Below are 21,112 nucleotides of genomic sequence, written 5' to 3'. Positions count from 1 at the left end.
CATTCTTTTCTAACAACTTTTTAAATCCTGGTAACAGGCAGCCTCCACCTATCGCCCAGATTTCATCCCCTTGGTGCTTGGCATCAAGTGTCAGATTCACCACTTTTTTTAAGTATTTTTCATACCAATCTTTCAAACAAGTGCTGTATATATCTTTGATATCGATGTCACGGCTGTACTTGGTATGTCCCATTTCCAGACAAAATCGAATCTTGGATGCATCCCCAATTTTTCCCCCATTTAGATGTTTCATTTTTTGGGAAATATCATCAATGAGAACTTCTACACCAATGGGGTAGGCGGTGTGAACTTCTCGTTTCCCCTGGTTGTAACGAGAATACAGAGTCGTGCCATTGCCAAAATCTAAAATAGTTAATTTTTTTGGCAGTGGATGCCCAAATAATGCACCCATCCCCTCTAGCACAACTTTCAGCACTTCTACTTTCACATCTGATTGTTTGCCAGCAAGTATCGGCTGATATTCCCCACTTAGTACTTTTTGTAGTTCTTCAGCCAGACCAACATCATGTAAGCTGACAACTAATTTTAAGTGCCAAGCCTTACGGTGTGGCAGATGTGCCAATGCACCGAATAAAGTCAACAACGCATTATTGACTTTGTTTTCATTGTTATCGGTGTTTCGGTCAAAATGATAACCTGTACGGAAAGCTGATTCTCCGACTGTGTAAGCACTACCGTTAAAAACTACCCGTCCGGGTACATCTTCCATGTCGGCTGTGGAAATATAGCTGGGGACACGAACAACTTCAAAGCCATCGACTAAAAGTTTTAGGCTTCCGTAACCGTTATCAAAGCCAGCAGGAAAAATTTTTTGCAAGGCGTGAATGTTTGACATAGGGATCAAGTCAATACGTTTTAATTTGTGAAAGTTATCTGTTCAGATTATCTAGGGGAGCAGGAAAGCAGGGGAGAGAAGAATAACTTGCTATGAGTCTTTCCCCAGAACTCTGCCCCTTCCCTCTCTAACCTCAAGAGCTTATCATACCCCTTGGGGGCTAAGTGGGGTACAAAATATCAAATAGCTAAATGTACCCCAAAAAGCCCCCACAAAGCCCCCATGTAGGTGTCAAATTCTCATCAAAGTCCTAATCTATTTTTGGGGTACACATAGTCCCCATATAGCCCCCACCAGAATTTTTGAAATCTTTTCTATGAACGTAGTAGAAATTAACTTACAAAAAAATAGAGAAGAAGAAATAGAAAACTTTAGTTGTGATATAAAGCCCACTTAAAAAAATATTTATTTCGAGACGCATAGCGCGAAATACAAAGCGCAGAGGCGGAGACACTCCACCTCCGCTCCTTGCTTAAATCCCACGTTTCAAAACGTGGGTTCCCTACACCCTCTGAAATGGTTGACTGTTTGATTTATACTCTACTGTCAATATCTTTGTTATTAAATTAGCTTCCCGCCACGCAAGATGTCTAGCCAAGCTTTGATACAGTTGGAATCTACCTACGAGAAATTGGTCGCTTTCCGAGGCTATTGCCAGAGTAAAAGATTGTCTACACAAGACTTGTAAGGTCAATGCAAAACTTGATAAGCAAAACGATTCTCAAGTGCAACGACTAGAGCGTTCCCCAACTAGGGCTGAACTAGCTACCGAGGTAAATAAAACAGAAGCACAGTTAACGCAAATCCAAAAGCTTGGTCAACTGGTCAGATTTGGAGAATTTGTCAGCTGACTTGAAGCCAAATCAACGTCCAAGTCTTAACGTTACAGTTTGGGCTAGAGGGACAGGGCAAGCTAACTGTAAAACAGATTGCACAAAAAAAAATTCAATTTTAGTCATTCCAAGGTACGCTCTGCTCATGGACAAGGAATGAAAGCTTTACGACGTGAGCAAGACGAGATTAAAAATTATTTGGTTTCTTGAAAACTATTTATGTCCAAGGAAAAGGAATCACTATTGTAGAAAGCACTTCTTCCGTACTAATTCTAATAGCAGTTTGCTCAAAGTTTGGGCATTGACCTTTAACTTGGATGATTGAAGACCGTCCATTATATTCTCCAACTACAGGCTCACCCGTAAACTCACAAAGTATCCTCTCTTGGCAGTGTCAGCACTCAAATATAATTCGGCTTACTGCTTTGTCGCAGTCTAGAAATCTCACATGCTGAAACCGTTCGGCTGATAATTCTGGTTTGACTCTGCGGGATTCAGGCGAAAGCTATTTGGGTAGTTTAGATAAGCACTTATAGATTACATGGACATCTCCGATTCAGTGAACTAAGTCGGACGAGATAGTATTAGTCCAGCTTTTTCCGAATCTCTTTTGCCTTAGCTTCTAATACAGCCAATAAATCTCTCAGTTGCTCTTGCTGGATATCTTCGACCTTAGTTGCTGAGACATCTCGAATTAGAGAACTGATTTGGGGACTTGGTTTAGGTTTTGTTTCAGGAGCATGTTCAGCAATAGTTTGGGCAACTAGAAAACGAGTTTGAGCGACTGTTAGCCTTTCTTGCAAAACTTGTGATGTAGCATCTTGTCGGATTTTAAGAGCTTTAGTTTCTTCAACTTTTAAATTTTTAGAATTTAGTTTTTGGAGTGATCGGGCATGGTTTGCACCAAGTCCTGATTCTCTAATCGCAATTTTTAAGTCTTCTGAAAGCCGTAAACAAGGAAAGACATTTGCATCTACTGATGCTGGATTTTGTTGAAAACGTAATAGCAACAGAAGAATACTTTGTTCTATTTCGTCTAAATTAAATCCTTTAATGCCTTCTGACTGCTCTTTTCTAGTTAAAATAACCAATTCAGTTAATTGGGGCAAAAGCTTTTTTGCATTTAATCTAGCTATTGCTCTCCTAAGTGCTCTAACTACTTCTTCCTGTTCAAATTCCAAAGCTAACTTAGCCTGTTGAATCAAGCCCTCGGCTAAATCTAGCTCATTCAAGCTTTCTCGATGAAGACTAGTTAATAAAGTGCGTGCATGTAATTCCTCTTCAGAAAGAACTTTCTGAAGCATCACTGCATCAAGCGTTTCAATTTCTGGCTGTAACTCTTCTGCAACGGATCTCCATCTCCGTTCTCCATCAAAAATGAGATTTCCCGGTAGTAAGATAATCGGCTGTTGTTGCCCTTCCTCTCTAATTGAAACAGCCATACTCCGAATACTATCCGAAGTAAATGTTTGCCTTGCTTGTTTCGGATTGGGTTTTATTTCACTATAGTGAATTTTAAAAATTCCAGATGCTTTCAAATGTTCTCGTAGGTCTTCAATAGTTTGATTGAGGACTGTACGTTCTTCTTCAGCAAGCTTTCCCTGTGCTTGTTCATCTTTTAATCTTGTAATCTCTGCCTGTAAATCTTCTACTCGTTCTTCAAGCTCAAATACCTGTTGTGAACCAGCAGCAGAAGCAAACATTCCAAGTACACTCGGTTTGTTTAATTTTGTCATCGATCAACCTCTTATTAGCTTAAGTTCGTTAACTAGTGCATCAACAATTGGCAGAAAATCTCCTCTTGCCTCTTTGCCTGGTCTGTAAATTCCCAGAGGTAGCCCTCTACCAGAAGCATTAAGAATATCAGCTGATTCTCGAATTGGGCTAAAATACTGAATTCCCAAATTTTTACAGACTAGGGGAAGTTCCTCGACAATACTTCTATGCGCTCCCCAATCACTTTTCCAACGAGTAGGAACTATACCTAATATTTTTGGAGTCGGTTTCAATCTCAGCCGCTTGCAGTTGAAATAGTACCACTCAATCATCGCCGCAGCACTTTGAGAAGCCTTGTATTCAGGTTGAATGGGAATTAATACGTGGCTAGAAGCTGCAAGAGCAGTCAGTGGTAAAGGCTCCAATGTTGCAGGACAATCGATAATTACAAAATCGTGAGATAAGGGGTAATCACTCAACCGATCTGCAAGAGTATAAGCTCCACGCAGATCCTTTGAAACTTCCCGAATTGTTTCGTGTAATTCTTTTCCGCCTTTACAAACTTGAATTTTGTCAATCTTACCTTGCCAAGCTGTAACTAAAGGCCAGTTCCCATTGAAGTCTGGATGGTAAACATTAGCCATTGTTCCCTGAGTTTTAAATTCTCCTAATCCGCAAAATAATGTCAATGATTCGTTAGGATCGATGTCTAATAGTGCCACTGAATAGCCACGAACACCCAATTCATACGCAAGATTGTATGAAATAGTACTTTTCGCCACTCCTCCAGCGTTTGTCTCAATCGAAAGGGTCAAATTGGCAGGCATAATTTTTTCTCTTTCTTGATTACTATATTTCCGACTCCCAGTCATGAGATAACGTTATATCAGTTTGGGCGAAGAATTTTGAGATAATGTTATATCATTTTTCTGATTTCTCTAACAAGGATTGCTATCAACACAGAGGTTGACTGCAAGTAATATCGACCTAGCTACACAGATTGCCTATTGTGGAATTGTACACAAAAAGAAATATACCCCGTCCAAGAGATATTCACTCAGCACTTGCTCAATCTAATAGTTCCGTAGGAAAGCATTATGGCCTTTGTGCAAGCTGGTTATTGAGTATAAAAACCAACGGCATAATTCTAATGTGATTTCAACCTTTAAAGCTGTGTCAACCAGCAGCTATTAATGCGACTTTTTTGAGCTTATTGAGAAGAAAAATCTTCTGTTGACATAATATAACCACCTTGCCATGAAGATTCTACGCTGAACAACAGTCTTTGTTCAAAGTGTACTCGATTGAAGCGGGATAACAATATTCTCTATCTACCTGATGTCATTATAGAAAGGGGCGCTGCCAACAAGGAATTATTTTCAATCCCCCTAGAACTAGCTATTCTCACCTAACCACGAGTAATCGGCTCATTCATGCAGTGGTTATTGAGAAGTTACGTAAAAAGCATCCCAGAAGTGTAGTTGCAGTCCTTGTAACTACACTACTTTTTCTGAGCTAATCAAACATTCTCGTTCACAGCAATAAAGGTACTAGGTCGATCACAAGGCGTAAAATTATACTTACGTTTAACTTCTTCATCTGTACTACCTTCAGCGGATTTAGTTAGCAGTACAACCTCAGAGCGGGTATAACCAGTCAACTCATCAAACTGAATAATCATATATTGGTAGAGCGCCCAGACATCCGCCATCCGATTGCCAATACCGGAAGATATCTCATCAGGTATAAAAATATTACCGTGCCAAGATACCTTAATCCCCTCTTTCTGGAAGTAAGCGTCTATTTCTGGACGAATGTAATCCGCAGTCCCTCCGCAAAACACCAGTTCTTCAATATCATCATCCATCTTCGAGCGCAACCATCTGACGATCGCACGCCAATATTCATCTCTAGCAAGCAATAAAGCCTTGGACATCAACTCGCCATCAAGTTGAATTTCATCACCTTTGCGTTTGCGTGAGAGTTTCTGCATCACCTGGGAGTCACAACTAACTCCAGCTTCTACCAACACCTCGATAATATTGGGATTATCAGGGCTTAGTCCTGATGTCTTAGAAGTAAAATTATTCACCAGCCAAGACATACCAAAATTACTGGTTATTCCCGCACCAATTGAACCACTACGAAAGGTGAAAATACTTGCGTTGCGATAACCAAGCATCACATACATCGAAGCAGGCATATTATCGCCAAGCGATTGCCTACGGTGAAAAAATATCCCACTACCCTCAGAAGCTGCATCATAACGAAGCATTTTTACCCGCATCTTACCTGCTGGTGTATCAAATCCTCGAAACGCATCCTTCAACCGAACTTGTAACTGTTCTTTGTCTTGCACTTCACCGGGCGGTAGCAGGATGCTCAAGTAAGCTGCAACATCATTACCCAGGTTCAACTTCTCCTTAGCCAGCCAAAATGCACCACAAATTTTGGGGACTGCCAGTTCGTACTTTAGCTCCTTCAGCTGCGATATACCCCCAAATCGACGACGGGCAAGCTCTCCCAAGGCGCAATACTCATCGCCTATTCCTACCCAAGTACGAGATTCAGGACTACCTTCTTGTTGAACGCTCTCAATCGAAGCTTTAGCAATATCTGCTACTTCTGAGTCAAAAAGTAAAACAACAGGCTTTCCCTCTGGATACTCTTGAACGATCGCCTTGGTTTTACTTGCACCCATGTCAATCGTAATTACTACCTTTTTTACGTCTGTTTTCTCCTTAGTTTTGGGCATATCTTTAATCTTTTATTACCTTTTACTATCGTTCCCAATTTAACCGAAATGGGAAAAATACTGTGGTGTAAAATACTTTCTTTACAGGGTTTAACAACTTTTTTACATACAAAGTGCATATAGAAAAAACTATTATGGCGATGTTTTTCGATGGCGCTACAGCATTCATACTCAACTCCATTGAGTAGAAAGTCCACTGCAAACTGCCGACAACTACAGCAAATTGCCAGAGGGCTAACTGAAGTACCTCCATAGCACTAATACCAAATCAAAACTGTAAACTCTAAGTACATTAGAGTACTAAAGATTACTTTAATACCCGATGATCAAAACACCTCCTAAATTATGACTAAATTACCCCAATCACACCCAAATTCTGTATCAACGAAAAGTTGAATTATTAAATAAAATTACCTTTTTAGCTGTAGTTCAAACAATGCGATTGTTATGATCACACCCCGTATTACCTCAACTATCCCCGCAATTACCCCAGTAAAAAGTATCGCAATTGTGTAGTCCTGGGCGATAACAAGGTATGTCAAATGGGGTTAATTACACATTTGCTTTGCTGTCAAATTTTTGATCGCAGCTTTTACAGATGAGATATATGAAGTGATTATTCTAGGCGATCGCACCTCTAAAACTAGAATGCGATCGCCTTTCCAGTTCCGTCAAATACTATTGAAGCCCTCGACCAAAGGCTTTGACCAAATGTATGGCTGAAATGGTTTCATAGAAACTTTGAGGAATGCAGTGCAGGTGCTTGAGCGAAAACTCCTTCTAAATGCGCCCAGTGTAGTGGTGCAAAGCACTTACTGGTAACAGCGCCTGCGCGATCGCACTCCAGGAGATATTGCCCACAACGACAAACAGGACAAGGGCAGGACTTACGCAAGTATCACAACCGAAGGCAGAGAGAGTATGCTTTTCTCAAATATCTAACCACCCATATCCTCATAATCCCCTCACTCCAGACGAAATCCCGCATCAACTTCTATTTCTGCCTTAGCAATTGGGTCATCCTCCTCATCATTAAAGAACCCATCATCTTCGGAATCTTCTTCCAAAACATTTGAGCCGACTGGTTCTGTCGCAACAGTTAACGACACAGGACTTGGCCCAGTGGAATCAAAAAAAGAAACTGAAGGGGGAACCGAATTAGCTGAAATAGGAGCTATTTCCACGCCATTAGTTCCAACTGTTGGTTGTAACCCAGTTGCACCTTGCGAGAAAACTCCACTATGAGGATTAACAAGAACTATCTGGGGCAACCCCTCCATCCCAAACATCCGTTTCATCTTAATTATCTGAACTTCCAGTTGCGCGATCGCATCATGAAGGGCTGACTGCAATTCAACACCAGATACCCCCGCAGCAGATAGCGCAAACGGTAAGTAATACGCCCGCAGCGCCTCACATACTAACTCAGTTTGCCCTCGCTTCTTCGACTGGAGATAGCTAATTACTATACCGTCCTCCATATCTTTATTCCGCATGATACGCGCCAACTCAACCGAATCAGCTGGCTTACTCGCTCTTGCCATAACTTCTCTTCTATCTAACGTGCAAATCAAGCTTCTCAGTAAGCTATTTGTCAATACTCATACTTTAACCATACGGCAGGAGAACTCACCCCCGTATTTACTCCTAACTACCCCAATTGACACACTAATTACCCCAATTAAGTGAAATTGGGTTTGATTTTTGTCAATCAAAATAAATAATTAACTGAAAAATAAACTCTAACAATCCCCATAATTGAGGTATTCTGAGGGCAAATTAACCCAATTATTTCAGCATTACGTCGAAGTTAATCAACTTAGGATAGAACCCCACAATCCGCTCTGTATCTGATTTACTACAGTTGCACTCCACAACAGACTATTGCTGTCGCCGTACAGTCCTGTAACTAAAACAAGGTATGTTTAGTAGGGTCATTTTATCACTAAGGTTATTATCAATAAACTAGATTAATTGACAGTCCTTTAATACCAATCGTTTTATTTTGTAGCACAAAATGCTACCTTTGTAATATATCTACTGTTTGATAAATAAACAGATTGAAAAATAATACCTATAAATAATTGTAATTACGTATAATTTAATTCACGATAATGGATAGCACCCACTACGCGATCGCACGCTGGCGACATAACCATACAATCTCTACAACCCAACAATTGCATCATTAAAAACAAGGTTTACGGCTTCAGTGTCAGTTACAAGACGAACCATAAGATATTACCTTGTATTATCACAAGTTACAGTACTCTCACTGGCGGCATCTAAATCAAGTATAGTTTATACCAAAAGTAGCAGCGATATTGTCCGCAATTGAGACCATACACTGTTGTCAGATTTCCGGTTATCCCCAACTCCCTCAGTGCAGTCTCTAACTATGCCACTCAGTCCCGCAGTGAAACAAGGTATGGTAAGTAACTCCATAAAGCGAACTAAATCTATCAAGGTATACCTCTTTGAGCAAGAGAAAACTACCATTGAGGAAAAAGCGATCGCCACAGGGGTAACTGCATCTGAGTATTTACGTTCCTGTGGGTTAAGGCGGGTACTAACGGCAAAACCGCCTGCCGACTTGATAACTATCCGCGCTACTGCTGGAAACCTCAAAAGCGAACTGATGATGTTATCTCATTTAGCAAAGGAAACAAACAACCAGGAAATTTTGGATACTGTCAATAATGCGATCGCACTCGTAGATCAGACCATAGCTGCTGCATTTAACCTAGACGTTCCAGATAAATCAGCCTTAAGCCAAGATAAATAAGGCATTACAGGTTCTATATATCCACTTTAAACTCCCTCAATTTGATTCCCGTCATTTATAAAAAACCGAATTTTCTCGACACGCTCAAGTATGTCTTGGGGAAAGATGATGCTGCGATTGTCGATACTAATATGATGGGAACAAAGCCAGATGAATTTAACCAGCAGTTCCTCAGTACCAAATACACCAAAAAAGCAGTTAAACGGCAGTGTGCCCACCTCATTATCTCGATAGCACACCGCCCTAACTACCACGAGCATTTGTCGGACAGTCAGTACAGTTATGTAGCAAGGGAATATCTCAAAGATATGGGATACTTGCCCAAGGAAGAATCATCTGTAGCAGCTACGAGTCAGTTCGTTGCAGTACGCCACCACGATCGCAACCACGAACACCTGCATATAATCACCTCCCGGATTCGGTTAGATGGCAGCTTAGTTAATGATTCCTATGATTATTTCAACTCCCAAGTCTCAACTAGACGCATCGCGGCGGAACTAGGATTAGAGGTAACACCGACAACAAATGAAGCCGTCGCCTCTAGGTTAGAGCAAGAGTACGGAATAATTACACTCACTAGTCCCAACCGATCAAAAAGTATTAGAGCAGTCAACAGTAAGCACAAAACCCCAACAAGTAAGGAAATTATTCGCCAAGCAATAGGAGAAGCCATTAAGGATAGTCCCACCGTCTCTACGTTTATTCAACGCCTGGAGGAAAATAACATTGGAGTATTGCCTAAGATGCAGGGGGAAGAACTACTAGGCTTTACCTACACTCATAATGATGTAAAAATTGCTGGTTATCAAGTATACAAACCTTATAGCTGGAACAAACTGCGGTCTGAATATGGAATCATGTACGACCCAGATAAAGATAAAGAAGTAATTCAACAAGCTAAAGCCAAAGCAATTGCTCGCATAAATAGTATAATTTTAAGTAACATTGATTACTTATATAGTGATAAACCTACTAATAGCAGTACAAGTGATAGTAATGGTGATACCGATAGTAACTCTAAAAAACTTGTTACTATATATACATTAAGCAGTAATTATCCCAGTGAGATTTCGATAATACAACCAAAATTAGAATATAACCCCACTTCGGAAGCAAATAAGACCAAGAAAAAAGTTCAGCCGCATCCAAAGAAACAGCACCCACAACAGGATATTTCAGCAGGGTTAGCGCGTCTCAAACCCTATTGACAGGGGGATTTATGGCAGAGGTACTGAGTTTGAGAGAGCCGCAGCTAACACAGAAAGCATATAGTGATCGTTCATAGCTGCCCGTCGTGATTTTTGGCGAATACTGCGACGAAAAGACGATTCTCGCTCTAATGCATTAAGAGCAATACGACGTAGTAAAGCAAAGTTTTGTGGACTGTGTAAAGAACGAATTCGGCATTCATCCTCGTGGAAGGTAACATCCAATGTCCAATGAACAGAATTTTCTATTCCCCAATGCTGTCGAATTGCACTAGCAATCTTGTTTGCATCATTAATAAGGCTAGTAATGTAAAATTGTACTTCGTGTGTTGTTTTATTCCAATGCTGAATCGAACGTACTACCATGACTATTGTTTTTAGTCCTCCCCATAAATCTAGTTGATAAAGTCCAGGAATCTGCGACACAGGTACGGTGTAAACTGTACGTTTTTCGATGCGGTGATGTCCTTTTTCAATACGTTGACTAATACCGATATCAATATCTTTAAATCCAATGGATTGTGCTGCCTCAAACCAATTTTTTACTTGTTGATGGAGTGTTGGATGATTATCTTTCAGACTCAGAATATAATCCGCATTAGCTGCAATAATTTTCTCGGCAATCAATTTCTGTGTACCCATCGCATCAATGGTAATGATGCAGCCAGAGATGTCTAATATGTCCAATAGTGCTGGAATTGCAGTGATTTCATTTGATTTAGAACTGACTTTTGTTTGTCCCAAAACTAAACGATGTTCACTCGACCAGGCACTCACTGTGTGCAAGGCTTTTAGTTTTGATTCTCGGTCATAAGAGCCTCTATGAGTTTTGCCATCTATGGCTACTACTTCTACTCCCAATTTCTCAACCAAGGATTGAACCCACTGCCGAAAACATTGCTCAAATTCTTTTGGGTTAATTCTTTCAAACACCCTCCTAAAAGTATCGGGGCTGGGTATTCCGAATGGTAGTTGCAAAAACGTTTTCAACCACTCTTGTTTACTGATTCCATACTCCTCAATATCTTCCCAACCTGACGCTCCTGCTATTACTGCCAAAATCGCTATGGTGATGATATCTGTGAGTAAATGATATCTTGTCCTTTCCACTCTGGGATCTTTTATTTGTGTGAAGTATTCCTGAAACTTAGTGGTAATGTCTTTGCTATTTACACTGGGTGTAAAAGATGCTTTGGTTTTGCTTTTCTTGTTCTCAAATCCTGCTGGCATTACTCGAACCTTGCACCTAGATGGATTAAATCTTACCCTAGCCCGGATAGTGCCACTTTGTTTCCAACTTGATTGCTTATAGGTAAGTCCGCTTGTCAATAGGGTTTGAGACGCGCTAACCCTGACTATCCAACGGGGCCAAAATGGGTCATGTCCTGGTAAAACTCTTTGAAGTTCCTGATGAATTTGTGTTGGTATTCTCAGATTTTCTGGAAACGTATTCATATCATCATCACGCATCCAAGCCTCTGCTGCTTCAATTGCGATTTCTGCTTCTTTGGAACGGGCTTGTTTGAGTCCAAAAATATCTGAGGTTAACCATCCAACTATGTCCCCTTGTTTTGACCAAGGTACTTCGTCAAGGCTAACCTCTCTATCTTGTAATTTAAATAAAAATAGTTTATCTTCTTGCTCATGAAAATTTGGCTCTAAAGAAGCAAGAATAAGTGGAGAATGAGTAGTTACTAAAGCCTGTATCTTCATCCTGGGTTGTAATTCTGTCACCACAGATAAAATAGCTGGTAAAATCACCCTCTGCCAACGAGGATGCAAATGAGATTCAATTTCATCAATTAGTAAAACTATCTGATTTACTGGCTTTTGTTGTCGCAGTTCTGAAGCTTTTTTATGTTCGTACCAAGTCCACACTAGTAAATAAGCTAGTCCCAAAATACGCTTCATTCCGGCTGATGTTTGAGTGACAGGAACATTCCCGTAAGGTAGGTTAACTGTAGGAATATCGCGCACGTCTTCAATAGAAACTCGCGTTGTTTCTCCCACTTCTATCCATTCGGAAGGGTGAGGTGCAAGTTTTTTAATAACATTAGAAAAGAGTTCAAATGGATATTTATTGGGTTGATTCTGCCATGTAACCCAATCTTGAATTAGACCATTACAAATAACTTTATCTTTTGACTTTAATCCATTCCAAAGTGTATTTGGATTAAAGTCAAAAGGAATATCGCGTTGGCGAGCTGGGTCAAAAATGGAAAAACTACCATCAACCCGTACATAAATAACTACCTCTTTTAATAAAGGAGGCATTTGTAAATTACGCCATTGCTGTTCAGAAAAATCAAAGTGGCTCTGATATTCTCTTATATTTTTTTTATTGCTAACTACGGCTGTAATTTGCGGATTTTCACCTCTGACTCGCTGTGGGTACGCTGGTTGCTCCGCCCAATTTGTAGTCATCACCCACCATGCAATATCAAGTAAAAAACTTTTACCTAAACCATTATCACCTGTAAATATATTGAGCCTATCGGCAAATGCGACATCAAAATGGGCAGCTGGACCAACTTGTTGGAGGTGAAGTTCTTTTAACATTTGGCTCTCATACACAAATTTATATTGATCAACTTACTTCTTATAAATTAAAAGCTATGTGTCTGGATGTTTGCTGTAGCGAACTCACAGTCTTTGCTCAAGCTATTCGTAATCGTTCAATGTCCTTCATCGGAGGCGCACCAAACATCCGAGAATATTCGCGACTAAACTGTGAAGGACTTTCATACCCCACCTGATAGGCAGTACGGGTCGCATCGGCATTCTCGGCAAGCATCAGGTGACGCGCTTTCAATAGTCTTAATTGCTTTTGATATTGCAGCGGACTCATGGAGGTGACTTCTTTAAAATGGCGATGGAACGAGGAAGGAGACATATTGGCTTGAAGAGCTAGATCCTCAACCCGCAGTGGCTTTGTAAAATCAGCCTTGATAAGTTTTATCACTTCAGCAATGCGCTGCATATTGCTGCCCGATGTGGCAATTTGGCGAACTGCTTCACCTTGTTCACCAATTAGCAAACGGTAGTAGATTTCGCGGACGATCATTGGTGCTAGGAATGGAATATCCTGCGGTGTGTCCAAAAGCCGTGTCAGCCTGATAGCACAATCAATCAACGATGGATCGGCATCGCTGATGAACCAGCCTCTAACCGAGTTTTCTTTCTTACCCATGCCTGGGTTAGTTTGAGCAATAATGTCACAGAGTTGAACGGGGTCTAAATCTAGCTTAAATCCTAGATACGGCTTCGCAGGTGTCGCCTCGATCGCACATCCACAGAGCGGCAAATCCACCGACACCACTAGATATTGAGCCACACCATACCCATAGGTTTCCTCATTTAGCAACACTTCTTTTTTGCCTTGAACGACAATGCCGAGAATCGGTTCGGTGACCCCCTGCATTGTGGCTGAAGTATCAGATTCCCGCATGAATTCTAACTGATTAATTGCCGTTGCATGAACACCGTTCCCCTTACCGTCAGTGTGCCGAGTCACTAATGCTGCCAGTTCGTCACACTTGCTGATTGCCGCTTCATAGTTGAGTGTTTCAATCACCATACTCAATTCCTGACTGATACCATCCTCATACGCTCATTATAGAGAATATTTCTCCCTTGCCAACGCCTGATTTGAGAGGATTAGGCAATCATCTGCGAGGTTTATGTATTTAGGGAAAAGCTTTTCAACCTTATGATGAACCCATGCTGAAAGACAAGGCTGAAAGGATGAGGCAATGAAGAGAAACAAGGCAAAAATTGCTTTAGTCACAGGAGCGAGCCAAGGACTGGCGAAAAATACCTCTTTGGCGCTGGCGAAAAAAGAGGTTGGTGTAATTGTGACGGATCGCAGCAGTGAGGCAAAAGTGAACAGTGTTGTTTCTGCGATCGCCTACTGTGGCCATTCACCCATCGCGGAAACCGATGAGTAAATACCCAAAGAATTGAAGTCTCTAGAGGCATATTTTTCTAAGTCAAATCAACCTCAACAGCAAGGACAGTCATCATGTTAAATGTAGAAAACAAAGTTATTGCGATCACTGGAGCCAGTAGTGGCATCGGTGAAGCCACCGCGAAGTTACTTGCTCAAAACGGTGCAAATGTAGTTCTGGGGGCACGGCGTACAGAAAAGCTAGAAGCGATTGTCAAAGAGATCCGCGACCAGGGAAACATTGCAGAATTCAAAGCAGTGGATCTTCGCTATCGCGAGGATGTGAAAGCATTCATTCATTTTGCTAAAGAAAAATTTGGTCGCGTCGATGTCATCTTCAACAATGCAGGTGTGATGCCCTTGTCTCCAATGAATGCCCTGAAAGTCGAGGAGTGGGACACCATGATTGATGTAAATATCCGTGGCGTATTGAACGGCATTGCGGCTGGTTTACCGATCATGGAAGCACAAGGCGGCGGACAGTTTATCAATACTGCGTCGATCGCTGCTCACATGGTAGGGCCCACCAGTGCAGTCTATTCCGCGACAAAATATGCTGTTTGGGCGATATCTGATGGACTGCGCCAGGAGTCGAAGAACATTCGCGTAACCATCATATCCCCCGGTGTCGTTGAGACCGAACTCGGCTCTGATATCACGGACGATGCAGTAAAAGGCTTCTTAAAAGAACTTCGCAAAACTGCCCTCACCCCTCAGGCGATCGCCCAATCTGTCTTATTTGCTGTGTCCCAACCGGATGATGTCGATGTCAACGAAATCATTGTCCGCCCGACAGCCAGCGCCTTCTAGGTATCGAAGACATCACTGTCTGTGTCCCTTCTTTGCATCATGAGCTTGATTGACACAGACAAGACACTTTTACCATTCTGAGTACTCAGCACTCCTCTTCTTACTCAGCACGGGCTAAACCTTAGCTATCCGCTAACAGCACTTTTAACTCAGCACTCTTCATCGACTTTGTTGTTTCAGCCAGAAAAGAAACCTATGAGCCTTACCGCCTTCCGCACTCTCGGACACTCCGGCTTGCTCGTCAGCCCGCTCACCCTCGGCACCATGACCTTCGGCACCCCGCGATGGGGTGCGCCCGATGAGGTTTCTGAGTCCATCTTCCATGCTTATGTCGATGCTGGCGGCAACTTCATCGACACCGCCGATGTATATGCCAAGGGTCGCAGCGAGGAACTGATTGGTAGCTATATCGCCGATCGCAGCCTACGCGACCAACTAGTGCTTGCAACCAAGTTCAGCTTTCACGGCGGCGAACCGGGCAACGCGAATGCGGGCGGTAACGGACGCAAAAACATGCATCGGGCGCTTGAGGGTTCGCTGCGCCGCCTCCGTACCGACTATGTTGACCTCTACTGGATGCACACCTGGGATATGGTGACGCCCGTTGAAGAAGTACTACAGTCGTTCGGCGACCTGGTACGCGTCGGCAAGATCCGCTACTTCGGATTCTCAAATGTGCCAGCCTGGTACACTGCCAAGGCAGCGGCGATCGCCACAGCGCATAACATTCCTGGGCCCATCGCCATGCAACTGGCGTATTCGCTCGTTGAACGCAGCATTGAGCGCGAACATCTGCCCGCCGCCCGTGAATGCGGTCTCGGCATCTGTGCCTGGAGTCCGCTTGCTGCCGGTTTCCTCACTGGCAAGTACGAGCGCGAGGGGGCGGGGGCGAGCGGTCAAGGACGGCTGATTGGCCCCAATCCTTTCGGAAGCCAGATGTTCACCGATTGTAACTGGCGCGTCCTTGATACTTTGCGAACGGTGGCAGCCCAAGTCGATCGCCCCTTGGCACAGGTCGCCCTTGCCTGGGTTTCAGTGCAGTCTGGCATTACCTCGCCGATTCTGGGTGCCAGTAAGCTCGAACAACTGTATGACAATCTGGCATCATTGGACATCCGCCTCACCCCGGAACAGATGCGGACGCTGGACGAGAGCAGTGCCCTTGATCCCGCCTTTCCCTATAGCATCTTCACCAGCGAGGTGAATCGTAGCATTTTCGGCGGCGCGATCGTTCAAGGCTGGAGGTAGTGCTTCGGTTGTGTTGCAAAGTACTTTAGTAACTTAAGGTAGTCGATCTAACCAAATTCGAGAACAAGTTAGCCAAATTACCAAGCAATTGCTAGGAGGATTGTAATGCCTAACTGGAGTGCAATTGAAGCAAGTTTTTTACGTCAACCCCACGCGCAACAATTAGGAGAATTGGCAGCTAGTTTGGCACGCCTTAACTCTTGGTCACAAAAGAGTGCAATTCGTGAATTAGCTCCAATATTGTTGTCAGAAAGTTTGTTGTACGTGTCTTTAATACAACAAAAAAGTGAAATTAATAATGTTGAATTAAATCAACTCCAAGACTTATTACAAAACTGGATTAATGTTTGGGACAAATCAATGGAAATTACAGATATTGCATCTGTTGCCTCTACTTGGTCACAGCGAGTATTGGAGATGTCGGGTTTGCTAGCTTCTTAAATCGTTGAGTGCATAGTCTTAAGTAATGCGCTTGACCACTGCGATCAGCTACACTGGGCGGTTACGCCATCGCTCCTCAGTAAATAATGCTGTATCAAGAGTCGGCAGTCGCGTCATTATCAGTGGTAGAGTATTTAGAAGCAATAAAATAATTATTTTTGCTTGGTAATTAATTAGATTTTGCTACGGGATTATGAGAATACTACACAGCAATTTGCTCCCAGCTAGAATTCTCCTCAAGAATATCTATTTCATCAAGAGAAAGTATTTTAGGTTGCATTTGTTGTAGGTCACGCAGTACCATTTCGGTATCCTCAGCATTAAATTTATAGTACTCAGTTAAACTGCCGATAGGATAATTTAAGCACTGATAGCGGTGTTTGAAATACAGTTCAACATTACCTCTATGCTCCCAAGTTCCTAATACTCTAATAGCAACACTGGAATAATGAGCAAGTAAATCAATTTTTACTTCTGCTACTCGCTTGACAACGGGTCTTTGGGTTACTCCTATTTTGTACAAAGTGCCAATATTCGTTTGTATTTCTAAAAAATATAGGCTAGAGGATAGAATACGTTGAAGTTGAGCGCGGTAGAGTTTTAAATCAGTAAGTCGATATGCTAAATCTGGAGCATTTTTGTATTCGGCGTGTTTAAAAGCTAGCTCAAATTTCAGCAGTTTTTTAAGTAATAGTGGCTCCTGTACATCATTGAACCGTGCAAACTCTAGCGCTCCAACAGGAATTTTACCCAAATCACTAAATTCATACTCAGGTGGGGTTAAGTATAGATTTTTTCTTAACACTCCTGCTTTGAGTAAACTAGAAGTAATTAAGTAGGAACTAATAGGGTAATTTTTGGCTCCGTACTCCTGCCAAAGCAGCTTTAACTGTGCCAAATCCTTGCCAGATAATTGAACGTTGAAATTGTCATAGAGTGGCAGAGTAGGGAATTCTCGGTTAGCTATGGGGCGGCAGGTTTCTTCATTATGAGCAAAATGATGCTCTTTCACCTTGCCTTTTTTAGCAGTTAGACTGCTATTACAGTAAGGACACTGAAGTGAAGTCTTGCCCCTGTTGATATCTTCAATACATATCAAGATACCTTCTTCATTTACACCATATTTTAGCCACATTGCTACACCATTACTGAATAGTTAAAGTTGCTCTTACTAGTGTGCTTTAACTTTTCTAAGATGTCTCTATCTTCTGGAGTAATATAATGTTGATTTTAAGAATTAATGCACCAGTTAAAAACCCCTCCAAGGTTGGAGAGATAAAGTAGCTTTTCAAAGGCTGTACTGAAACTATGCTTTATTCAAAGTTGCCATTACCCATCATGTGATAAGCAATAACAGCAGTATCAAAGGGTTGCAGAGAATTGATATTTATGGAATTACTGGGTAAAGTAATTGATGTTTCACTCTTGTTAGAAGTAGCTGTTTGATTGTTAGCGATTCTAGGTAGTAAAATAGAACCAACAAAATTTGCTAAATTGAGTGAATTAGCGAGTTTCATAGGTGATCCTCTGTTGGTTATTGAATATATATATAACTGAAATAATCTAACAACTTATGCATCACAGTTAATCATTTGTAGGTGCGATCGCCTGACTAAAAAACTAAAGAGATGGGGGCAACACCGAATAGCCCGCCGCAGGCATCGCTCTTTTTTCCTCTCTACGAGACGCTGAACGCGAGCGCTTGAATGAAGGGCGATAAGCAAGAGCGACATGGCTGGCGCTTACCACAATTCCTGTTATTCAATTTTTTATTCCTGAACCACCAACTCTTGCAGCAAGGCATCATTTATCCTTTGTGCCTCTTTTCCAGTACTTTCCTTGATGTCAAAAGCCTGCTGCACCACAGCTTGAACTGACTCTGGCAATGATTCAAATTTTTCCGAATTGAGTATAACGATGCGGCAACCTGGGTAAGGCATAAAATCAGTAAAGGGTTCCATCCCCGATTTAATCAGAGTTTTGCTAAGTTCCGCGATGGGATGATGAGGCTTTTGGTTGTCCTCACTGCCGTTGATTTCTGATGCCATGTAGCCGCAAAACCAACTCAAAGTGTCAATATCTTTCTGCAATGCTGCCAAAATCCCCGTTACTACTCGTTGGTTGAGGTTGACAGGTAAATAATCAAAGATGCTGTCTAAGGCTTCTGGGTGTCGCTTGTGGCAATAACGCACCGCAGATTCAATAAGTTTATCGATTTTAGTAGGTTGAGATTGCCCAAATCCCTTTGCACACATGGCACTGCCTCAAAATTTACGTGCTGGAAGACGCGATTTTAACAGAATTAGTGGGGCGATGAGCAGGAGCCGGGAGTACATTTATTTCGCAACACTGCCCGGTAAAACCGTTTGCTGGCAGCAACATCAGCAACTCGTAGATGAACATGGTCAATCAGGCGACCTCGATGGAATTCTATAGTGTTATCTTGCCTCTAAAAATGAGTCATTCTCTGGTCAAGCATTGTTCTGGTTGAGTTGCTGCTCAAGCTGCTCATCCCAGAAGGCGGCTTCTATTTTGTGTCCATCTGGATCGCGCACAAAGCAGCCGTAATACGGCTCACTATAGTCGGGTCTGCCACCAGGGGCACCATCGTCTTTGCCTCCTGCCGCTAATGCTGCCTCATAGAAGGCGTGGACTGCTTCTTTTGTAGGAGCAATAAAACCAATGTGAGTTCCATTGCCAACCGTTGCGGGTTGCCCGTCGAAGGGAGTTCCCACCCAAAATTCGGGATACTGTTTGCCATAGGCGATCGCCCCTGGATGCTCCATAAATCGCTTACAGCCCAATGTTGGCAACACAGCATCATAGAAGGCGATCGCTCGTTCAAAATCATTAGTACCAATCGAAACGTGCGAGAGAATGCTGGGATTGTTATCCATGTCGGAATCCTCTATCAGTTGATGTGGATGTGCTAGAGAGCCGATCGGTGATTTGCTGCACCCTAACACAACTTGATGAAACGATTGGATTATAACAGTACTTTAGTACTAAGCCGACTTGTCTACTTTTGCCTTTTGTTAAGTTACAAGTTCACCCTGTTAGAAGATTTTTCATTTCTTTTTCAACGGCATCATGGATGCCTGGCGCTTTAAACTGTTGTAAACCCTTAGCCGGACTGAATGTTATGTTGAACTTCGCGCAACCGACGTTCCAGAAAACGACGCTCACTGTCATTTGTCACTAATTCTAGTGCCCGTGTATAGCTCTGAGTCGCTTCCTCTAATGCTCCAACACGCCGGAATAAATCTGCACGGGTGGCATGAAAGAGATGATAGCTGTCCAGTTCTGGAACAAGGCTATCAATCAGTCCAAATGCGGCTTGAGGACTGTCTGCCATTGCGATCGCCACTGCTCGGTTCAAGGTAACAATGGGTGAGGGCTGCAAGCGTTCCAACACCTCATAGAGCCGCACGATCTGCGCCCAGTCTGTTTCTTCGGCGCGGGTTGCCTGACAATGGAGGGCGGCGATCGCCGCTTGCAGGGCATACACTCCGGTTCTACCGCGCAACGCTTCCTCTACCAGAGGTAACGCCTCAGCAATCTGTAGATGGTTCCAACGACTGCGATCCTGATCTTCTAGCAAAATCAAATCGCCTGCCTCATCTAGACGCGCATTGCGCCGCGAATCGTGCAATAACATCAGCGCCACCAGTGCTGTGACTTCAGATGGGGGTTGGGGTGCCAGCAATTGCCGCACCAGTTGCCCCAAGCGAATCGCTTTGATGCAGAGGTCAGCCCGCACGATCGCATCTCCTTTGGTTGCGGCATAGCCTTCGTTGAAGATGAGATAGATGACTGTCAGGACTGCCTCTATCCGGGGAGCGAGATCAGTCGTCTCAGGTACTTTGTAAGGAATGCCTGCGTCTCGAATTTTGCGTTTAGCACGAACTAACCGCTGTGCCATTGTTGCAGTCGGTATAAGAAAGGCGCGGGCAATTTCGTCGGTTTCCAGTCCACCCAACATTCGGAGGGTCAACGCTACTTGAGTTTCCGTTGCCAGTGCCGGGTGACAGCAGGTAAAGATTAATCGCAGGCGATCGTCTCCAATTTCATCACTGTCATAGGTTGGTTCTTCAGTGGCTGGAATTAAGCCAGATGCCGCATACCACTCCAGTTTTTCGGTCAGTTTCGTGCGTCGTCGGAGGCGATCGATCGCCTTGTACCGGGCAGTTCGGATAATCCAGGCGCGGGGATGATCGGGAATACCGTCGCTTTCCCACTGATTCACTGCCGCTATAAATGCTGCCTGTGCAGCTTCTTCAGCTACATCAAAATCTCCGACCAGCCGAATCAGAATAGCGACAATGCGCCCCCATTCAGTTCGATAAAGGGCAGCAATTGCTTGAGCCACATCTGTTTTTGGGATTGAAGTCATACCTTTTACAAAAATACATAAAGAATTTTGGGCAAGGTGTCGATTTGAGCAATTCCCGTTCGACTAACTGATAAAGGGAGATAAGTTCAATTGTACTAGACAAAATTTTTGCACTCAGGTG

At 42.8% G+C, this 21,112-nt stretch carries 22 protein-coding genes and 2 pseudogenes; 10 read left to right on the top strand and 14 right to left on the bottom strand.

Translation table 11 applies throughout. The features are described from left to right. A partial coding sequence (locus CDC33_RS36230; RefSeq protein WP_109013326.1) for a ParM/StbA family protein occupies positions 1 to 856 on the bottom strand: 856 nt, incomplete at its 3' end. A 603-nt stretch (positions 857 to 1,459) separates the two neighbouring features. Here CDC33_RS36230 and CDC33_RS41815 point away from each other — a divergent pair. Together CDC33_RS41815 and CDC33_RS41495 are read left to right on the top strand one after the other, a co-directional pair. Next, positions 1,460 to 1,519: pseudogene (locus tag CDC33_RS41815) on the top strand (sigma-70 factor domain-containing protein); the annotation flags it as partial. Positions 1,520 to 1,581: 62 nt separating this feature from the next. Beyond that, positions 1,582 to 1,707 (top strand): hypothetical protein, encoded by a 126-nt coding sequence (locus CDC33_RS41495; RefSeq protein ID WP_260504442.1) that lies wholly within the window; start codon positions 1,582 to 1,584, stop codon positions 1,705 to 1,707. 566 nt (positions 1,708 to 2,273) lie between these two features. Here CDC33_RS41495 and CDC33_RS36220 read toward each other — a convergent pair. From CDC33_RS36220 to CDC33_RS38090, 4 genes are all read right to left on the bottom strand, one after another. Next, positions 2,274 to 3,425: a ParB/RepB/Spo0J family partition protein gene (locus CDC33_RS36220; RefSeq protein ID WP_109013325.1), complete on the bottom strand. Its 1,152-nt coding sequence runs from the start codon at positions 3,423 to 3,425 to the stop codon at positions 2,274 to 2,276. 3 nt (positions 3,426 to 3,428) lie between these two features. Next, complete coding sequence (locus tag CDC33_RS36215) at positions 3,429 to 4,232, bottom strand: ParA family protein (protein WP_109013390.1); 804 nt, start codon at positions 4,230 to 4,232, stop codon at positions 3,429 to 3,431. A gap of 692 nt (positions 4,233 to 4,924) precedes the next feature. Beyond that, positions 4,925 to 6,160 (bottom strand): ParM/StbA family protein, encoded by a 1,236-nt coding sequence (locus tag CDC33_RS36210; protein ID WP_109013324.1) that lies wholly within the window; start codon positions 6,158 to 6,160, stop codon positions 4,925 to 4,927. Between the two features lie 25 nt (positions 6,161 to 6,185). Then, a complete protein-coding gene (locus CDC33_RS38090; RefSeq protein ID WP_146195930.1) occupies positions 6,186 to 6,413 on the bottom strand; it encodes a hypothetical protein in 228 nt (75 codons plus the stop codon). Positions 6,414 to 6,739: 326 nt separating this feature from the next. Between CDC33_RS38090 and CDC33_RS39665 the strand changes: the two genes are divergently transcribed. Further along, positions 6,740 to 6,883: a hypothetical protein gene (locus CDC33_RS39665; protein WP_181374357.1), complete on the top strand. Its 144-nt coding sequence runs from the start codon at positions 6,740 to 6,742 to the stop codon at positions 6,881 to 6,883. 242 nt (positions 6,884 to 7,125) lie between these two features. Here the strand turns inward: CDC33_RS39665 and CDC33_RS36205 are convergent, their stop codons facing one another. Next, positions 7,126 to 7,704 (bottom strand): hypothetical protein, encoded by a 579-nt coding sequence (locus CDC33_RS36205; RefSeq protein WP_109013323.1) that lies wholly within the window; start codon positions 7,702 to 7,704, stop codon positions 7,126 to 7,128. A gap of 854 nt (positions 7,705 to 8,558) precedes the next feature. On the opposite strand from CDC33_RS36205, the gene CDC33_RS36200 reads away from it, so the two are divergent. Together CDC33_RS36200 and CDC33_RS36195 are read left to right on the top strand one after the other, a co-directional pair. Continuing rightward, positions 8,559 to 8,945, top strand: a complete 387-nt coding sequence (locus CDC33_RS36200) for a plasmid mobilization protein (RefSeq protein WP_244919553.1) — start codon at positions 8,559 to 8,561, stop codon at positions 8,943 to 8,945. Positions 8,946 to 8,986: 41 nt separating this feature from the next. Continuing rightward, the gene (locus CDC33_RS36195; protein ID WP_244919552.1) at positions 8,987 to 10,153 is read left to right on the top strand and encodes a relaxase/mobilization nuclease domain-containing protein; all 1,167 of its coding nucleotides are present in this window, start codon (positions 8,987 to 8,989) and stop codon (positions 10,151 to 10,153) included. A 9-nt stretch (positions 10,154 to 10,162) separates the two neighbouring features. On the opposite strand, the gene CDC33_RS36190 is transcribed toward CDC33_RS36195, so the two are convergent. From CDC33_RS36190 to CDC33_RS36180, 3 genes and pseudogenes are all read right to left on the bottom strand, one after another. After that, positions 10,163 to 11,383, bottom strand: coding sequence for an ISAs1 family transposase (locus CDC33_RS36190; RefSeq protein ID WP_109012853.1), 1,221 nt, complete (start codon positions 11,381 to 11,383; stop codon positions 10,163 to 10,165). 123 nt (positions 11,384 to 11,506) lie between these two features. Beyond that, positions 11,507 to 12,712 (bottom strand): annotated as a pseudogene (locus CDC33_RS42070) (AAA family ATPase); the annotation flags it as partial. A 97-nt stretch (positions 12,713 to 12,809) separates the two neighbouring features. Further along, positions 12,810 to 13,730 (bottom strand): AraC family transcriptional regulator, encoded by a 921-nt coding sequence (locus tag CDC33_RS36180; protein WP_109013322.1) that lies wholly within the window; start codon positions 13,728 to 13,730, stop codon positions 12,810 to 12,812. A gap of 175 nt (positions 13,731 to 13,905) precedes the next feature. Between CDC33_RS36180 and CDC33_RS36175 the strand changes: the two genes are divergently transcribed. The 4 genes from CDC33_RS36175 (at position 13,906) to CDC33_RS36160 (ending at position 16,598) form a co-directional block, all read left to right on the top strand. Continuing rightward, positions 13,906 to 14,100: an SDR family NAD(P)-dependent oxidoreductase gene (locus tag CDC33_RS36175; RefSeq protein WP_244919551.1), complete on the top strand. Its 195-nt coding sequence runs from the start codon at positions 13,906 to 13,908 to the stop codon at positions 14,098 to 14,100. A gap of 74 nt (positions 14,101 to 14,174) precedes the next feature. Further along, positions 14,175 to 14,909 carry an SDR family oxidoreductase gene (locus tag CDC33_RS36170; protein ID WP_109013321.1) on the top strand — a complete coding sequence of 245 codons (735 nt, stop codon included), beginning with the start codon at positions 14,175 to 14,177 and terminating at the stop codon, positions 14,907 to 14,909. A 195-nt stretch (positions 14,910 to 15,104) separates the two neighbouring features. Continuing rightward, positions 15,105 to 16,157, top strand: coding sequence for an aldo/keto reductase (locus CDC33_RS36165; protein WP_109013320.1), 1,053 nt, complete (start codon positions 15,105 to 15,107; stop codon positions 16,155 to 16,157). A 105-nt stretch (positions 16,158 to 16,262) separates the two neighbouring features. Continuing rightward, positions 16,263 to 16,598: a hypothetical protein gene (locus CDC33_RS36160; RefSeq protein ID WP_109013319.1), complete on the top strand. Its 336-nt coding sequence runs from the start codon at positions 16,263 to 16,265 to the stop codon at positions 16,596 to 16,598. A gap of 202 nt (positions 16,599 to 16,800) precedes the next feature. Here CDC33_RS36160 and CDC33_RS36155 read toward each other — a convergent pair whose 3' ends face one another. The 3 genes from CDC33_RS36155 to CDC33_RS36145 form a co-directional block, all read right to left on the bottom strand. After that, positions 16,801 to 17,733 carry a GIY-YIG nuclease family protein gene (locus tag CDC33_RS36155; RefSeq protein WP_109013318.1) on the bottom strand — a complete coding sequence of 311 codons (933 nt, stop codon included), beginning with the start codon at positions 17,731 to 17,733 and terminating at the stop codon, positions 16,801 to 16,803. 178 nt (positions 17,734 to 17,911) lie between these two features. Next, entirely contained in the window at positions 17,912 to 18,115 is a 204-nt protein-coding gene (locus tag CDC33_RS36150; protein WP_109013317.1) for a hypothetical protein, read from the bottom strand. Positions 18,116 to 18,367: 252 nt separating this feature from the next. Continuing rightward, positions 18,368 to 18,853, bottom strand: a complete 486-nt coding sequence (locus CDC33_RS36145) for a hypothetical protein (protein WP_109013316.1) — start codon at positions 18,851 to 18,853, stop codon at positions 18,368 to 18,370. On the opposite strand from CDC33_RS36145, the gene CDC33_RS40045 reads away from it, so the two are divergent. Further along, on the top strand, positions 18,852 to 19,034 hold the full coding sequence (locus tag CDC33_RS40045; protein ID WP_219930143.1) for a hypothetical protein: 183 nt from the start codon (positions 18,852 to 18,854) through the stop codon (positions 19,032 to 19,034). The two genes, CDC33_RS36145 and CDC33_RS40045, sit on opposite strands and share 2 nt — an antisense overlap. A 35-nt stretch (positions 19,035 to 19,069) precedes the next feature. Here the strand turns inward: CDC33_RS40045 and CDC33_RS36135 are convergent, their stop codons facing one another. Further along, a complete protein-coding gene (locus CDC33_RS36135; RefSeq protein ID WP_109013315.1) occupies positions 19,070 to 19,495 on the bottom strand; it encodes a VOC family protein in 426 nt (141 codons plus the stop codon). 227 nt (positions 19,496 to 19,722) lie between these two features. Next, positions 19,723 to 20,991 (bottom strand): RNA polymerase sigma factor, encoded by a 1,269-nt coding sequence (locus CDC33_RS36130; RefSeq protein ID WP_109013314.1) that lies wholly within the window; start codon positions 20,989 to 20,991, stop codon positions 19,723 to 19,725. Positions 20,992 to 21,112: the final 121 nt, after the last annotated feature.

It is taken from the genome of Nostoc commune NIES-4072, from assembly GCF_003113895.1.
GTDB classification, from domain to species: domain Bacteria; phylum Cyanobacteriota; class Cyanobacteriia; order Cyanobacteriales; family Nostocaceae; genus Nostoc; species Nostoc commune.
The sequence above is the reverse complement of the archived record's forward strand: the minus strand, read 5'-3'. Positions and strand labels throughout refer to the sequence as shown.

Bases quoted from the DNA above. Each gene is read 5' to 3' on its own strand.
- CDC33_RS36220 (WP_109013325.1), bottom strand. From the start codon at position 3,425: ATGACAAAATTAAACAAACCGAGTGTACTTGGAATGTTTGCTTCTGCT.
- CDC33_RS36215 (WP_109013390.1), bottom strand. From the start codon at position 4,232: ATGCCTGCCAATTTGACCCTTTCGATTGAGACAAACGCTGGAGGAGTG.
- CDC33_RS36210 (WP_109013324.1), bottom strand. From the start codon at position 6,160: ATGCCCAAAACTAAGGAGAAAACAGACGTAAAAAAGGTAGTAATTACG.
- CDC33_RS38090 (WP_146195930.1), bottom strand. From the start codon at position 6,413: ATGGAGGTACTTCAGTTAGCCCTCTGGCAATTTGCTGTAGTTGTCGGC.
- CDC33_RS36205 (WP_109013323.1), bottom strand. From the start codon at position 7,704: ATGGCAAGAGCGAGTAAGCCAGCTGATTCGGTTGAGTTGGCGCGTATC.
- CDC33_RS36200 (WP_244919553.1), top strand. From the start codon at position 8,559: ATGCCACTCAGTCCCGCAGTGAAACAAGGTATGGTAAGTAACTCCATA.
- CDC33_RS36190 (WP_109012853.1), bottom strand. From the start codon at position 11,383: ATGCCAGCAGGATTTGAGAACAAGAAAAGCAAAACCAAAGCATCTTTT.
- CDC33_RS36180 (WP_109013322.1), bottom strand. From the start codon at position 13,730: ATGGTGATTGAAACACTCAACTATGAAGCGGCAATCAGCAAGTGTGAC.
- CDC33_RS36175 (WP_244919551.1), top strand. From the start codon at position 13,906: ATGAAGAGAAACAAGGCAAAAATTGCTTTAGTCACAGGAGCGAGCCAA.
- CDC33_RS36170 (WP_109013321.1), top strand. From the start codon at position 14,175: ATGTTAAATGTAGAAAACAAAGTTATTGCGATCACTGGAGCCAGTAGT.
- CDC33_RS36165 (WP_109013320.1), top strand. From the start codon at position 15,105: ATGAGCCTTACCGCCTTCCGCACTCTCGGACACTCCGGCTTGCTCGTC.
- CDC33_RS36160 (WP_109013319.1), top strand. From the start codon at position 16,263: ATGCCTAACTGGAGTGCAATTGAAGCAAGTTTTTTACGTCAACCCCAC.
- CDC33_RS36155 (WP_109013318.1), bottom strand. From the start codon at position 17,733: ATGTGGCTAAAATATGGTGTAAATGAAGAAGGTATCTTGATATGTATT.
- CDC33_RS36150 (WP_109013317.1), bottom strand. From the start codon at position 18,115: ATGAAACTCGCTAATTCACTCAATTTAGCAAATTTTGTTGGTTCTATT.
- CDC33_RS40045 (WP_219930143.1), top strand. From the start codon at position 18,852: ATGGCACTGCCTCAAAATTTACGTGCTGGAAGACGCGATTTTAACAGA.
- CDC33_RS36145 (WP_109013316.1), bottom strand. From the start codon at position 18,853: ATGTGTGCAAAGGGATTTGGGCAATCTCAACCTACTAAAATCGATAAA.
- CDC33_RS36135 (WP_109013315.1), bottom strand. From the start codon at position 19,495: ATGGATAACAATCCCAGCATTCTCTCGCACGTTTCGATTGGTACTAAT.
- CDC33_RS36130 (WP_109013314.1), bottom strand. From the start codon at position 20,991: ATGACTTCAATCCCAAAAACAGATGTGGCTCAAGCAATTGCTGCCCTT.